This window comes from Corynebacterium felinum, from assembly GCF_030408755.1.
In the GTDB taxonomy this organism is placed as follows: Bacteria; Actinomycetota; Actinomycetes; order Mycobacteriales; family Mycobacteriaceae; genus Corynebacterium; species Corynebacterium felinum.
Genome location: NZ_CP047209.1, coordinates 821,017 through 836,197 on the forward strand (window position 1 = coordinate 821,017; position 15,181 = coordinate 836,197).

9 protein-coding genes are annotated in these 15,181 nt (G+C 52.0%); 3 read left to right on the top strand and 6 right to left on the bottom strand.

The genetic code is table 11. The features are described 5' to 3' along the window. Positions 1-127 precede the first annotated feature (127 nt). The 4 genes from CFELI_RS03635 to CFELI_RS03650 all read right to left on the bottom strand — a co-directional run bounded on the left by CFELI_RS03635 (position 128) and on the right by CFELI_RS03650 (position 5,437). Positions 128-3,004 (bottom strand): FtsX-like permease family protein, encoded by a 2,877-nt coding sequence (locus CFELI_RS03635; RefSeq protein ID WP_277103323.1) that lies wholly within the window; start codon positions 3,002-3,004, stop codon positions 128-130. Positions 3,005-3,007: 3 nt separating this feature from the next. Continuing rightward, a complete protein-coding gene (locus tag CFELI_RS03640; RefSeq protein ID WP_277103322.1) occupies positions 3,008-3,691 on the bottom strand; it encodes an ABC transporter ATP-binding protein in 684 nt (227 codons plus the stop codon). Continuing rightward, positions 3,691-4,212 (bottom strand): PadR family transcriptional regulator, encoded by a 522-nt coding sequence (locus CFELI_RS03645; protein ID WP_277103321.1) that lies wholly within the window; start codon positions 4,210-4,212, stop codon positions 3,691-3,693. The genes CFELI_RS03640 and CFELI_RS03645 overlap by 1 nt, the downstream gene beginning before the upstream one ends. 511 nt (positions 4,213-4,723) lie before the next feature. Then, positions 4,724-5,437: a M23 family metallopeptidase gene (locus CFELI_RS03650; protein ID WP_374724719.1), complete on the bottom strand. Its 714-nt coding sequence runs from the start codon at positions 5,435-5,437 to the stop codon at positions 4,724-4,726. Between the two features lie 585 nt (positions 5,438-6,022). On the opposite strand from CFELI_RS03650, the gene CFELI_RS03655 reads away from it, so the two are divergent. Then, entirely contained in the window at positions 6,023-7,537 is a 1,515-nt protein-coding gene (locus CFELI_RS03655) for a cell division protein PerM (RefSeq protein WP_277103319.1), read from the top strand. Here the strand turns inward: CFELI_RS03655 and CFELI_RS03660 are convergent. Further along, positions 7,534-8,502, bottom strand: a complete 969-nt coding sequence (locus tag CFELI_RS03660) for a putative endonuclease domain-containing protein (RefSeq protein WP_277103318.1) — start codon at positions 8,500-8,502, stop codon at positions 7,534-7,536. The genes CFELI_RS03655 and CFELI_RS03660 overlap by 4 nt on opposite strands. Before the next feature lie 987 nt (positions 8,503-9,489). Between CFELI_RS03660 and purN the strand changes: the two genes are divergently transcribed. Both purN and purH read left to right on the top strand, forming a co-directional pair. Then, complete coding sequence (purN, locus tag CFELI_RS03665; protein WP_374724764.1) at positions 9,490-10,116, top strand: phosphoribosylglycinamide formyltransferase; 627 nt, start codon at positions 9,490-9,492, stop codon at positions 10,114-10,116. Continuing rightward, positions 10,109-11,677, top strand: a complete 1,569-nt coding sequence (gene purH / locus CFELI_RS03670) for a bifunctional phosphoribosylaminoimidazolecarboxamide formyltransferase/IMP cyclohydrolase (RefSeq protein WP_277105244.1) — start codon at positions 10,109-10,111, stop codon at positions 11,675-11,677. The genes purN and purH overlap by 8 nt, the downstream gene beginning before the upstream one ends. A gap of 90 nt (positions 11,678-11,767) precedes the next feature. On the opposite strand, the gene CFELI_RS03675 is transcribed toward purH, so the two are convergent. After that, complete coding sequence (locus CFELI_RS03675) at positions 11,768-14,506, bottom strand: DUF5979 domain-containing protein (protein ID WP_290259486.1); 2,739 nt, start codon at positions 14,504-14,506, stop codon at positions 11,768-11,770. Positions 14,507-15,181 lie beyond the last annotated feature (675 nt).

The window sequence follows — 15,181 nt, forward strand, 5'->3', positions numbered from 1 at the left end:
TGAGCTGGTATTTTTTGAAAAATATGGAAATAAGTGCGGGGCTTGAAGCATTACGAAATGCTTCAAGCCCCGCTCAGCGTTCACCAGTTTTTTCGCCAAAAGCGCTGGTGGTAGGTTAGTTATGTGCTTAATCTTGGCGATAAGCCACGAGTGAAGACGGTCGGGTAGAAATATAGCCCAAGCCCGCAGCAGCCAGCGGTACGACAACGCACATCAGGAGAATAATCCACCAATCTGGGCTAAATTCCGACCACATGTTGCGGCTCAGTACTGCACCATTGACATCCTTGGTATCGGGTCTACCCACCAACAGGGGAGTGATATGCCCCAAAATCACTGGGATGACAGTACCGAGCGCTGCGGTGATTCCCGCGTACATCGCACCGATTGCACGCAGCATCGATACCGGTGCGCCGAGGGCATAGAGCTGCTCATTGTGGCGTCGGACGTTGCTTGCCGAAAGCAAAATCATCAACCCAATCACCACCAGCACAGCAATGGCAAGCAGGATCGCATACGTGGGCACAGGATTGGAAGGTTCCACAGGGTAGCTGACTCCAGCGAAATTTTCTTCGTGCAGCACGCGTGCAAGTGCAATCATATCTGAGTATCGCAGATCAGAATCGGCAAGAAAGACAACCTCACCTGGGATTAGAGAGACATCACTGCCGTTGTTGGCGAACTCGCTTAACGCTTTCGGGCTGATGATCCACCCCGCAAATGGGGCAGGCAACACGTTAGCAAAAGGCAAAGTTAAGGTCGTCGACTGCGTGTTTTCTTGAGAATCTTCCCCAGCCTGAGACAACAGTGTGGGATCTACCGAAATGCTGAGTTTAAAAGTTGCGGTGTCCTGCGGGCTGATTTCGCGCGAGCCTAACACCCCGCCTTGCGCAAGCGTGGATAGTGCACGCTGCTTATCGACGTCGTTAAGCTGAAGCAAATCGAGAATCTCCGGCCCGCCAGTGATAAAGCTCGACTCATTATAGGAAGAATAGGGCGCGAAAGCTTTCAGATCGTGCAGCATATAATAGCAACGCTTCGCCCAGTCCGGATCCAGCAACTGGCGGGAATCTGTGGCGCTGAGATTGTTGACAGCAACCTGTTCGACGTGCTCAGCGCAACCATCTTCAAGATGCAAAGACAGATGCCGCTTATCGAAATGAGGCTGATAGTAGCGGATCACCCGGCCGTGACCATGATGTGCACGCACCAGATCCAACACCCGCGAAGTATCAGCATCAAGCACACCAACGCCACGACCTAGCTCATGAGGGCGCAGCGATGCGGACTGCTGATTTTTATGCCACGAATCGTGCAGCAGCACAGAACGGGGATGAAAAGTCTGCGCATTCAGCTCATGGGTGCTATCAGACTGCGCTTTCTCCATCACACTGATCGTGGTCACAGCCCACACCAAACCAATAATCGCAGCCACAATCGCCGTCGACTTCAACGCCTGACGACGCACCAAACGAGCCGCAAACTTCGCCGACAACGGCGCTGAGAGAGAACCAGCGGCAAAAATAAGCGCAGGAACCGAAGCCAACAGACACAGCACACTGCCGATAATGCACACAGCGAACACAATCCAAATGAAGGCAGCGACCACTTCAGAATTACCAAACCACATGCCTTCATCGAGCGTGTTATGGTACAGGAAGAAAAAGAGCGCAGGCAGCACCACCACACCCACCGGGCCAATACTCATCCACCAGCGCCAACGCCGCAACCGATCCGGCTGGGCGCCTTCCACACCCGCCATAATCGAACCCCTAGCAGCGACAATCGCCGGAATAAACGACGCGACAATCGCACCAAGAACAGCAGCGACAAAAATTAGTGCAGCAGCGCGAATATCGAAAACAAACGGCCAGTTAACATACGTTTGCTTCCAGGAATACACAAAATATGCTGCGCCAATGAGCACACCTGCAGTCGCACCCACCAACCCCGCAACCGCACCGTAAGCAAACACAGCGATGCGCACATGGGCTTTGGACGCGCCCTGAGAACGCATCAACGAATACACCTTCGACTGCCGCGACGAGGCCAAAGCAAACACTGGGCTTATCAGCATCAACAGCAAAATAATCCCAATGGCCCGAAGAACACCGGCAAAGATATCAAAAGCCCACTCTTGATCATCGACGGAATACCGGGCTTCTTCCTGCAAACGATCAAGATCAGCGCGGTAAGCCGGATACATATCCTCATCCGCCACCGCCTGCGGATGAGAACCCACACTGTGCGCCCGAACCACATAACCTCGCGCATTCAACCGAGTAATATCCGCCCACGACAAAGGGGAATTTTCAGAAATAAGCCACGTGGGATACAAGGAGGCATCCACTGCCTGAGGATCAACCAATGCTGGCTGTGTGACAAGCGCGGTCCAATACGGGCTAATGCCAACAACAGTAAATTCCTTCGGCTGCGCCAAAGGCAGAACCGGAATCTCGCCTTCGAAATTCTTGATCGGCTCGTAGGAAACAGAATAATCCGTGCTGGGCTCAAGCGCAGTCACCTTAAGCGTATCGCCCACCCCCAGGTTCAACGACTGCGCCTGAGTAGGGTTAATCACAATTTCATCCGGCTTCAGCTCAGGCATACCAGGGATAGCCCACGCACCCGAACGCTGCTGAATTTCAAGAGTGATGTCCCGATCGCCCACCTGTGCGTGAGCTGTAACAGTAAGCTCCAGATCAGCCGTAGCCCCCTTGCCTACAGCAGCCGCTACCGTCTCGGAACTCAGATGACCACTTGTCGAGCCATCGCAAGAAAAATCAAGGCCCTGTAAATCCTGCTCACAGTTCCCCCCACGGTAGCTAACCGTGGTCTCGTGAGAAGACAAACTATAAATCTTATCGGCAGACTTCTGCATATGGCTGTGGTACGACAAAAAAGCCACCGGAAGCATAATCAACACAACCGCAGCGAAACTACGCCACCACGACTGTTTGATATCGCGAATTGTTGGCCGCGTAGCGGCAAGGAGAACAGACATTTGTTAAAACTCCTTCGCACTAATTTTTCCATCGCGCACATACACCACGCGATCTGCCCACGCCGCAAAACGTGGCTCATGGGTCACCACAATGCCTGCGGCACCGTGATCAATACGATCACGCAAAATACGCATCACCTCATCACCAGTAGCCGTATCCAGCGCGCCAGTGGGCTCATCGGCCAGCAACACCTTGCGTGGCCCAATCAACGCCCGCGCAATAGCCACCCGCTGCGCCTGACCACCGGAAATCTCCTCGGGGAAACGATCATAAAGCCCCTCAAGACCCACCTCGGCAAGAGCCTGCTCAATCGATGGGCGCATGGACGAAATCTTGTGCCCCTCAAGCTCAAGAGGCAAGGCAATATTCTCACCCACAGTGAGCGTAGGAATCAGATTAAAACGCTGAAACACCACACCCACATGAGTACGACGCAACTGCGCAGTCTTCTTATCCGACATCGTGGAGGTATCCACGCCGTCGATAAGCACCCTGCCGGAGGAAGGGCGCTGCAACAAACCAGCCACATTCAGCAACGTCGACTTACCCGAACCCGATGGACCCATCACCGCAACAAGCTCACCCGGCGACACATGCACACTCACATCATTCAAAGCCACAACCGGATGCTCAGCAGTGCCAAAAACACAACTCACGCGATCAAGTTCAACAGGGAAAGTACTCATCAGTGTGCTCCTTTAAGTGATTCGACGCGGTCAAGCCAGCGTGCTTCTGCTTCAAGATCAAAAATGCGACGCTCAATCACAAGCCGCTGCGGATTACGCGACTGCGCCACCTCACGAGCCTGCTTATTGAGCACACGCAACTGCGACAAAATAGCGTTACGTTGAGTATCGAGAATCTCAATAACATCCAACTGCGGATTATGCACCGCGAAAGCAATTTTGGTTACCAGCTCATCGCGATCACTCAACGCCTTCTCCACAGGTGAAGAAAACCACGCCTGGACGGCAGAACGCCCCGAATCAGTGATCTGATAGCTGCACGCCTGATGCCCAGACGGGCCAGTAACCACACCTACCTGGGTGATCAGGCCGTCTCGCTCAAGACGACTTAACGTTTGCGAAACCTGCCCCATATTGAGAGGTTGAGTATCACCCGTTGTCTTATGAAACTCTTGCTTCAGCCCGTTAGCCGTACGTGGCTGATCGGACAGTAGCGCCAATAATGCGTGTTTGATGGACATAAAGAGCGCTCCTTTCGTACATGTATCACGGGGATTATTAGAAATAGTGTGTCCGGTTGGAATGTGAGGTGGTTCGTTTGTTATGAGGGGGAAGGGGGGGGAAGGAGGGGGTGACAGTGTGGAAGTGTCGGGGATATAGGGGTGTTTGTACTGTTTAAGCTGTCAAAGGGTGAACAATACGGGGATTGGTTACTCGGTAACCTACCCCAAAGGTTACTCGGTAACTATCGGCTTGTAAAGAGGGTACCTAATTTTCGCACTGGCGCCTGTGGGTCTACATATTTTGTGTAAACCCCCTGCCTGCCGAAACATGAAAGTAAACCACAACGAAGAAACCCCTTAACCTTCATGCACAATCAGGTGTGCACAAGGAAAAGGGGAAGGTAGGGGAGAAGGAGGGGTGGGGGCGAATGCAAACAAGCCCTATCTTTGATCCACACCCCAAAGCCGACTGCTCAAGCTGCGGGGATTGGGTATGGAATAAAGACAGGGCTAGTGAAAGTGTTAACGCTTAGTTGATCACGATACCGCGCTCAGCCAACCATGGGATTGGGTCAACAGCACCACTGCCGGTTGGGTGAATCTCGAAGTGAAGGTGAGATCCGGTGGAGAAACCACGCGAACCCATGCCTGCGATGTGCTGTCCGGCCTGGACGCGCTCACCAACAGAAACATTGAGGGTTTCCATGTGGCCGTAGACAGAAATAGAGCCGTCATCGTGGCGGATGCGAATCCAGTTGCCATAGCCTGAAGCTGGGCCGGAGTCGATCACGGTGCCTTCCATGACGGCGAGAATAGGGGTGCCAATTGCATTGGCAATGTCGATGCCTGCGTGGATGGTGCCCCAACGGGCACCGAAACCGGAGGTGAATACGCCTTCGGCTGGGCGGACGACAGCTGGCTTAGGGGTACGTGCCTCCAGGTCAGCTTCTGCAAGCTTTGCGGAATACTCTACGGCCTTAACAAGCTGGTCGGTGAGGTTGACCACTGGCTTGAACTCGGCAAACGCGAGGATTTGTGGCGCGGAGGAGCCGAGTGCTGGAAGGTCGTTGGAGGCGAGCTGGATATCAACAGTCTGCGCCTCGGAGGTATGGGCGAGTGCTGCGCCGGACGCACCGGCAGTGGATACAACGCCGGTGGCGGCGGCAACGAAAGCCACGCGCCCCTTGACAGGGGTGGTCTGCTTGCGGTGCTTGCCACCAGTACGTGGTCGCATCTCGTGCATTGAAGCCTACTTCCCTTGATAAGTTTTCTCGGTGGGGTTTCGATCGAGTTGCTCACTGGGTGAAGCTTCAATGAGCTAAGAAGAAACGTTCCCAATGCTTCTTTCCTGTAGAAGGAAGTGAAGCTTTGTGAAGTTTTTTCTGTGAAGATGGTGTTACACTTTCGTCTCGATCGTAACCACTTCGTTATCTTCCGAAATGTAACACTAGCCGGAAGTCAGACAGGCGGCAACCTGATTGATGAAAAATGTTTCATTTCTTTACTGCATGCCTCAGCGTTACATATCTTAGAAAAGGTACACGCAAATAGGGGTAATTCCAAGAATTGGCAGGTCATCAAAGTTGATGTCTCTTAGATTTTATTTAGGTAACTTCTCAGCCTGTTGCTGGTGTGATTAAGCACTCCCCCCATAATTTCCCCCCTATTTTCGGTGAATTTATCTCGTGAGGTGACCAACCACTGCTTCCTAATCAGTGATCAATTGTCCTCAACCTTTCCTTCGGTGATCACAATTTGATCACAATTGTGAAGCAAAAGGGTCGAGTCTATTCATCAGTGCGCATTGTTGTAATGGCAAACTAGGGGAATGAGTAAGAAGTCAAGCCCCAGTTCTGGTCCTACGCGCCGGAAGCGCAGTCGTCCCGCTGGCCAGTCGGGAGTTGCTGCTTCCCGCCCTGGGGGCGGCTTCCGTTCGGGTGCGAGGAAATCGGCGGCGGCGGAATTTGATCAGGCTCCGCCACGTTTTTCTTCGAAGATGCGTACTTTCCTGCCCGTTGTGTTGGTTCCGCATGCTGTTGCGGTGGTGGCCATTATTTCGGTGTCACTGGTGGTTTTGTTGTCCACATCGACGACGATGGTGGCGTTACCTGCCACGATCGCCATGGGTTGGTTGTTGTTGAATGCGCTGCCTGTGCATGGCGCTGACTTGGATTTTTCGGTGCTTCCGCTGCTTCCTGCGCTGCTTTTTGCGTGGGTGATTGCTGTGCGCGTACGCCGCGCGGTACGGCATAGGGTGAGCTTGGCGGATTTGGGTGTGCTCTTTGTGTGTGTTGTGGGCATTCCGTCGTTGTTGACGTTAACGGCTGCTGCGATGTTGTTGGATGCGTCTGAAGTTTTCGATGTGGGCGTACCTAATATTGCTGTGGCTGTGGGCAAAACTGTTGTGTTGCACGGTTCGGCGATGGTGTTGGGGATGCCGCGTAAGTTGTGGCGTGCGTTGTGTGGTCGCATGGGGTTGCCCAAGTGGTTGGTTGCTCAGGCTATTACTGCTTTGTATTTCTTAGCTGCTGTGGTGGTGCTGTCTGCTGTTGTTGTGGTGGTGTCGCTGTTTGTGCATCATGCGGCGGTGGCGGAGTCGTTGGCCGGTTATTCGTCGGCGGGTGTGGCTGCGGTTGTGGGGGTGTGCGTGGCGGCGTTTCCGAATGCTGCGATTTCGGCGGTGGCGTTGGTGTCGGGTTCGGAGTTTCAGATGGGTAGTGGGGCTGTGTCGGTGTTTGGTTCTACGCTTGTTCCGTTGCCGCCGATTCCGTTGTTTGCTGCGTTGCCGCAGTCGGCGCATCCTGCTGGGGTTGCGTTGTTGGTGATTCCGATTGTTGCCGCGATGATTGCGGTGGTGCGGCGGGTTCCGCGGTTGTATCAGGTGCCTGGTTTGGTGGGTTTTGTTTTTGTGTTTTCGATGGTGCTGTTTCAGGCGACGTCGGGGCAGTTGGGTGTGTATGGGGCGACGGGCCCGCGTTTGATTTCGTCGGTGTTTGTGGCTGCTTTTATGTTGGTGGTGGCTGTGGTGACTTCGGGTGTGACGGCTGTTGTGAGGCGTTCTCGCTCGCGTGTCGACGCCCCCACCCCATCTCCTTTTGCCGAACCGTTGCCTGCGGCTGAGGTTGGTGATGATGGTGAGCAGCCTCAGGATTTTGAGCATGGTGAAGTAGAAGTTTCTGAAGAAGCTACTGAAGAACCAGAACCAGAAGCAGAAGAAGAAGAAGAAGAACCGGAAGCAGAGCCAGAAGTAGACTCCGCGGAAGATCCTGCAGATGAACCAGAAGATACTCCTAACGAAGAACCTGTTGAAGACGAACCAGAAGACGAACCAAAGCAGGATTAAGCTGTGCGTTTGTGGTGGTTTTGTAGTATTTTGCGTAGTTGGTAGATGATGGGGTGGTTGAGGGGGTCGAGGTTGGGGATGTCGTTTCTATTTAGGCTGGGGTCTACTTCTTCTGGGTGGTAGCGGATGATGTAGCCGTGGTTTTGGATGATTTTTTCTCGGTAGCGTTCGTTTTCAAGCGCGTGGTAGTTGTTGCGGGTTTTAGCTCTGCCGTCGATTTCTATCCCGATGAATCCATTGACTACGATGTCAATCCGGTAGCTTTGGACTGGTACTTGGATTTCGATGCTGGTCAGTTCAGGGATGCGGTCGAATACGCTTTCAATCAGGCGGCGTGCTTTGGTTTCATACAGGCTTTCGCTGCCTTCTTGTGCAGTTGCTAATAGCTCTAAGGCGCGGGGTTTGCCTGTGATGCTGGGCATGGATTTAATCTCTGCATATGCTTGGATTTTAGAAATCCTCCGATGGTAAAACGCTGCTTCGATAAATGTCATGGCGGTGTCTTCGTCTTCTTCTTTAGCTACTAGGTCTACGAATGTGCGTGGAATAGTGGTGACACGGATGCCGTTTTCTTCCATGATGTCTTTTTCCGGTAGCAGTCTGGATGTGTAGGTGGCGTAGGGGCTGCGTTGGTTTTTTGCTGGGGGTTTCATGGTGCCGGGAAGAGTAAGCTGCACGGTGACAAAATCAGTGGTGTTTGAGATAAAGGGGATGCCTAACACGCAGGCGGCTGCCCTGCCGGTTAAGACTGCCGAACGTGATGTTGACGCTACGGCATAGCAGCGCATCAGATTGCGTCTGCTGGGTACTAGACGGTGAAAAACCGCAGAATTAATTGCTTGGGTTGAGGCTAGTTTGGTGATGCTGCTTGTGGTGTCGTGTGTGGTTTTCCGCAGGTTGATCAATGCATGGAATGGGAGGGGGTTATTTAGCCCACAGGTGATGTTGTAGGAATTGGTGGTCATATTTTTATCAGAACACACCTTCAGCAGGTTCGCATGTCGAGAGTGAAAAATCCTCCCCAAACCTGTGGATAACTCCTTTTCCCACCAAGCCCTGTGGATAACTTCACTTCCTGGTTTCACTGAAGCTTGTCAATACAGGCTTTCGCCCAGGGGGTTACTCGACTGTTTTGCTTCTGGGTCCTGAAATCCTTGAGCTTGGTGTGGATTGGTCGAGAAACCCCTGGCGGGTTTGATCCTGGGAGTGTGTTGTGCCCGATACGGATTGGGGTTACTCGACTTTTGTGTTCCCAAGGTTGTGGATTCATGGGTACACGCGCGAATTGGTCGAGAAACCCCAAGCGTGGGCTTTACATGGGGTGGTTGCTTGTATTGGCTAAAGGTGTTTACTCGACTGTTTCGCACTTGGGTCCTGAAAATCTTGAGCTTGGTGTGGATTGGTCGAGAAACCTCAGGCGGGTTTGATCCTGGGAGTGTGTTGTGCCCGATACGGATGAAGGTGACTCGACTTTTGTGCTCCCAAGGTTGTGGATTCATAGGTCCCAGCGCGAATTAGTCGAGAAACCTCAAGTGTGGGTTTTGCATGAGATGGTTGCTTGTATTGGCTAAAGGTGTTTACTCGACTGTTTCGCACTTGGGTCCTGAAAATCTTGAGCTTGGTGTGGATTGGTCGAGAAACCTCAGGCGGATTTAACTTTGGGAGTGTGTTGTGCCCAATAGGGATGAGGATGACTCGACTTTTATGCTCCTAAGGTTGTGGATTCATGGGTTCACATACTAATTGGTCGAGTAATCACACTTAAGCTGCATCACATGGGATGCGAAGTCCCGTTAGAACTCGACTTTTATGCTTCGCAGTGATTGGATTCTGCGGCGTTAAACTGTGAAGGTCGAGTTGTAGTGGTTTTGGGTTGTTTGTGGGTTTTGTGTGTTCTTGGTGGGGCTGGTTCCCCCAAAGTAGATTGACACGGCACTTACCGGCTAACATGACTGTTTGTGACCAGCCAAGAATCACCTCAGCCATTGAGTATTGTGGTGCTGGCCTCCGGGTCGGGCACTCTTGCACAATCAATTATCGATAATCAAGGGGTTTATCGCGTAGCTGCCGTCGTTGCAGACGTTGACTGTTATGCGCTGACCCGCGCTTCGGCTGCCAATATTCCCACTGAGCTTGTTCCCTTGGTCAAGGGTGCTGATAGGGGTCGGTGGAATGAGGAGTTGGCTCGGGTTGTGCGTGGTTATGGCCCTGATTTGGTTGTGTCCGCGGGTTTTATGAAGATTCTGGGCAAGGAATTCCTTGATGTTTTTGCGGGCAGGATTATTAATACTCATCCTGCTTTGTTGCCTGCTTTTCCTGGGGCGCATGCGGTTCGTGATGCCCTTGCCTATGGTGTGAAGGTCACAGGTTCCACTGTTCATTTTGTTGATGAGGGTGTGGATACCGGAAAGATTATTGCCCAGGAATCGGTGGCTATTGCGCCAGGTGAAACCGAAGCAGACCTGCATGAGCGGATTAAGCAGGTTGAGCGCAAGCTCATTGTGACAGTATTGGACTCCTTCGCCCGTGGTCATGGGCAGGAGAGAATAATAGAGAGGTTGTCTTCCACCCATGAGTGAAGATCGCAAGGCAATTAAACGCGCACTTATTAGTGTCTATGACAAGACTGGGCTTGAGGAGCTTGCTCGTGCCCTTGATGGTGCGGGTGTGGAGATTGTTTCCACTGGTTCTACTGCCGCTAAGATTTCGGCTCTCGGTATTGATGTGACTCCTGTTGATCAGTTGACGGGTTTCCCTGAGTGTCTTGAGGGTCGTGTGAAGACTCTGCATCCGAGGGTGCATGCCGGTATTCTTGCTGATACCCGTAAGGATGATCATCTTGCTCAGCTGCAGGAGTTGGGGGTTGAGCCTTTCCAACTTGTAGTTGTCAACCTGTATCCGTTTACACAGACGGTTGCTTCCGGCGCTGATTTTGATGCGTGTGTGGAGCAGATTGATATTGGTGGGCCTTCGATGGTGCGTGCTGCGGCGAAGAATCATCCTTCTGTTGCGGTTGTTGTTGATCCTGCTCACTATGGTCGTGTTGCTGAGGCTCTCACGAGTGGTGGTTTTACTCGTGCTGAGCGTACTGCTTTGGCTGTTGAGGCTTTCCGCCATACTGCTTCTTATGATGTTGCTGTGGCGACGTGGATGGGTGCTCAGATTGCTGATGCGTCTGAGACGTTCCCTGCGTGGGTCGGTTCTACTTACGAGCGCACAACTGTGTTGCGTTATGGTGAGAATCCGCATCAGTCTGCTGCTTTGTATTCTGATGGGACTGGTTTGGCGGGCGCTCAGCAGTTGCATGGTAAGGAGATGAGTTATAACAATTACACGGATTCTGATGCTGCGTGGCGTGCTGCGTGGGATCATGCGCGTCCGTGTGTTGCGATTATTAAGCATGCGAATCCTTGTGGCATTGCTGTGAGTGATGTTTCGATTGCGCAGGCTCACCGCAATGCGCATGCGTGTGACCCAGTGTCTGCTTTTGGTGGTGTGATTGCTGCTAATCGTGAGGTGACTGTGGAGATGGCTTCGCAGGTTACTGATATTTTCACTGAGGTGATTATTGCTCCTTCTTATGAGGAGGGTGCGGTTGAGGTGTTGGCGCAGAAGAAGAATATTCGTATTCTTGTTGCGCAGGCTCCTGAGACTTCTTCGCTTGAGCGTCGTGAGATTTCTGGTGGCATTTTGGTTCAGGAGCGCGATGTGATTGATGCTGAGGGCGATGCTCCTGCTAACTGGACTCTTGTTGCTGGTGAGCCTGCTGATGCTGAGACTCTTGCTGAGTTGGAGTTTGCGTGGCGTGCGGTGCGTGCGGTGAAGTCTAATGCGATTTTGCTTTCGCGTGATAGTGGCACTGTTGGTGTTGGTATGGGGCAGGTTAACCGTGTCGACGCCGCCAAACTGGCCGTTGAACGCGCCAACACTCTTGCGGGTGATGTTGAGCGTGCGCGGGGCGCGGTTGCTGCTTCTGATGCGTTCTTCCCGTTTGCGGATGGTTTCCAGATTCTTGCCGACGCCGGGGTCACCGCAGTTGTTCAGCCTGGTGGTTCGATTCGTGATGCTGAGGTTATTGAGGCTGCGAACGCTGCTGGTGTGACCATGTATCTGACTGGTGCTCGTCACTTCGCGCACTAAGCTGCGGATATTTTAAAACCCTCCTTGTTGAGCTTTGTACACAAGGAGGGTTTTGTGTTCCCCGGACTTAATAGTTGCGGCGAGGGTTGGTTAGTGTTGCTTCTTCTTTCTGGTGGTTATAAATGTTAGACCGAGAAGCATGCTGATCAGTGCCCAGAATAGGATGATGCTGGTGTTTGCACCGGTGTTCGCGAGTCCTTTCTTTGGTTGTGTGTGAGGTGCAGGTTGTGGGGTTTTTGGTAGACCCTTCTGCGGTTGGGTGTGTTGGCTGTGTGCTTGGGGTGTTTCTGCCAGCACGTTCTGAGTCGGGGTTGGGGTCGAAGACAGTAGTGGCAGAAGCGGGCTGATGAGTCCGCCAAGAAGCGGGATGCTGATGAGGAAGATCCACCAGCGTCCATTGTCACTGCTGCCGGGTGCAGGCGGGGTGGTGGTGAAAGTATTGGTGACTTTCACTAGTGCTGTTTCGTTTTCCCGAATGGTGACTGGTTGCGTGGGGTTGATGTTGTGCGTCCACGTCACTCCTGCTGGCACAGTGATTTGCTTTTCGACGACCGTACATTCAGTGCCTGCTGGGATGTTGCCTGGGCCTGGGATTTCGCCTGCACCTGTGATTTTTAGTTCGCCTGTTTGTGCACCGCAGGTGTAGGTGAATGTGAAGGTGTGGTTGTTGAAGTTTTCAGCAGCGTTACCGGTGAGTTCCTTCTTTACTGTGAAGTTGCCTGTTTTGGGTTCAGGCTTTGTGAAGGTGTTGGTCACGGTGAGGGTTGGCTGTTGGCCTTCGGTGATGGTGATTCCGTCGGTGGGTTGGTATGTGGCAGTCCAGGCGTGTGCGTTGAGGTCGGTAACTGGGCGTTCGACGATCGTGCACTGCGTGCCTACTGGAATGTCTTGTGGGCCTTGGGCTTCACCGGCACCGGTGATGGTGAGTTCACCGGTTTTGTCACCGCAGGTGTAGTCGAAAGTGAACACGCGGTTGCTGAAGTCTGCACTGGCGTTACCAGTGATTTCCTTCTTCACCTTGAACGTGCCAGTCTTGGGTTCAGCCTTAGTAAACGTATTGGTGACTGTGACCGACTGTGGGTCAGTTTCACTAATCGTTACAGAAGCAGACGGGGCAATGGTGTGCACCCAGTTGATACCTTCAGATACGGCCACTTCTTTTTCACTGATTGTGCAGATGGTGCCTACGGGAATGTCTTGTGGTCCTTGGGCTTCACCGGCACCGGTGATGGTGAGCTCACCGGTTTTGTCACCGCAGGTGTAGGTGAATGTGAAGGTGTGGTTGGTGAATTTTTCAGCGGCGTTACCAGTGATTTCCTTCTTCACTTTGAAGCCACCAACTTTCGGCTCTGGAGCAGGAGGTGTGGCTGAAGGTATGGCTGAAGGCGTGACTGGAGGTGTGACTGGAGGTGCAAAGCGGTTGACAGCAACCACGTCGATGGCAGACTCGTGCTTATGGCGTGTTTCGATCGATACCGATTCTGTAGGCATGCCGTCGACAGTCCACCTCGTTGTAGGGTTTAGCCCATCAACGCTGGCATCTGTTTCTGTGATAGTACAGGTCAGGCCTTTATCGAGGTCGCCAACATGGACTACTTGGTTGTGCTTGACTTTCACATCACCAGTCTTGGCAGCAGGGGTGGAACCTGCTTTCGGGTGGCATTCATAGTGGAAGTTGAATTCCTTTTCTGTGGATACTCCTTGCACAAGCTTTTTCACCGTAAAGCCACCAGTTTCACCGGTACCCGAGCCACCCTGTCGAGGAATGAAAACCTGTCCGACATAGGGTTTTCCGCCAATTTCAGCTGTATTGGTAATCACGCTACCGGGGGTAGGGCGCTGTGGCGAGACAGCTTTGACTTGAATGATCGGTCCTACTGAGGGATGAATACCGTAGTTGAAGTTCACGGTAATTTTTTCGGGAGTGCAGTGGAAATAGAACCCGTGTCCTTGGGGAAGTGCCTCATGAGCCACGCCAGTTACGTTGTAGTAAGTACCTGCTTGAACGTTTCCGTCGGAGGTCATTACTTGATGCACTACCGGTTGACGATTGACAAAAGTTTGCACTGCAACTGGACTATATCCGCCATTTTTCGTTCCGTCGCAGATAAACTTCCAGCCATCTGGAGCCGTGTCGGTGACTGAAATAGGCTGGTTATTAGTATCAACAGCCGAAACTCCGATGCTCCATTGTGTCACATAACCCTGTGCATCTTGATTCCAACCGGAATAGGTGCCGACCTTTTGATTATCGTGTGTCGAGCCACCTGGTCCCAGAGGGCCAATCTTTCCTTTGAGCGTTCCATTGCTATTGCACCCTGTGAATTGGAGATCACCATCAAACCCTACAGATGGCGTGATTTTGGAGTGGTCCCATTTCAATGCAACTTCAGCCTTGCCACGCACATTGAACTTTTGATCGGCAAATTCACTCACGGTGATAGTGAGCTTCTTGCCCGACCACGAACCACGGGCAACAATGACGTTACCGTTTGCCTCATCGTAGAGATTGAATGGGGCCTGCTCAGCGGTGGTGAGTTGTTGCGGCAACTCTAGTTCGATGGTGTCGCCCTTTTGAGCATTGGCGTCGGCTTCCCAATCAAAAGTAGCAATGGCGAATCCATTGCGGGAAGTAAAGACGCCATTGTTGATGCTTGGTCCGTCTTTCCAGGTGAGATTATTCCACCGGCCTTTACACTGCGCTGCATGCGCTAAGGGTGCATGTGATATCTGGGCAACGAGAATGCCACTAGCAACAAGGGCAATACTGCCTACAAGTGCGATAAAAAGTTTAAAAAAGCTTTGGTTTGAAGCGGTAGTTGTGCTCAATCGACACTGTCGATTCATCGTTCCAGTCCCTTCCTAACTAGGGGATCGAAGGAGGATTCTTATTTTTTTAAGGAGCTATATAGGTGGTAGCCCCTTCGTCAAGGGGGTATGAGCACGATTATAAATAGTTATTGATTTTGACTGCAACCACAGTCGTTTCCATTAGTTTAAGTTGTGGTATAGGTATCTTGTTGTAAATATGTTGATAGTTAAACTATGGGTTTTATAGTGGAAAAACCGGAAGTAAAGCAATTTTTACCTGTGGGAAAAGTGGGGTAAATACATGCCAATAGCGACAGTAGCTTCAAGATGTTCAGTTTGATGCAACTTATTATTGATAGGTTAATCTTACCTATATGTGGGGTGGGCGATGGCGGATGGGGATAGGGCTGTTCTGGTTGAACTGGGATTATTGGAAAATGTCGCGTAAATAAAAGCTTAATGACAACTCTGCTCATAACTTAAAGTTTCATTAAAAGTGCTACTGATGGTGCTTGTCACAGTGTGAGGAGAGTGTGCGAACAAAAGCGCTAGGGGGAGGTGTGGGTGAACTTTTTTACACGCAAGTTCAAGCGATCGCTAAGTCGTTCGGACAAACACAACCACGTGCAAAATGGGGGTAGCGTGGGGGTAATGGTGGTGGCGCGGAGGTAAGCAAAACTATGTGAAAATGAA

What these genes read in the sequence shown, in the direction of transcription:
- CFELI_RS03645 (WP_277103321.1), bottom strand. Translation starts at nt 4,212, where the DNA reads ATGTCCATCAAACACGCATTATTGGCGCTACTGTCCGATCAGCCACGT.
- purH (WP_277105244.1), top strand. Translation starts at nt 10,109, where the DNA reads ATGAGTGAAGATCGCAAGGCAATTAAACGCGCACTTATTAGTGTCTAT.
- CFELI_RS03640 (WP_277103322.1), bottom strand. Translation starts at nt 3,691, where the DNA reads ATGAGTACTTTCCCTGTTGAACTTGATCGCGTGAGTTGTGTTTTTGGC.
- CFELI_RS03660 (WP_277103318.1), bottom strand. Translation starts at nt 8,502, where the DNA reads ATGACCACCAATTCCTACAACATCACCTGTGGGCTAAATAACCCCCTC.
- CFELI_RS03655 (WP_277103319.1), top strand. Translation starts at nt 6,023, where the DNA reads ATGAGTAAGAAGTCAAGCCCCAGTTCTGGTCCTACGCGCCGGAAGCGC.
- CFELI_RS03635 (WP_277103323.1), bottom strand. Translation starts at nt 3,004, where the DNA reads ATGTCTGTTCTCCTTGCCGCTACGCGGCCAACAATTCGCGATATCAAA.
- CFELI_RS03650 (WP_374724719.1), bottom strand. Translation starts at nt 5,437, where the DNA reads ATGCACGAGATGCGACCACGTACTGGTGGCAAGCACCGCAAGCAGACC.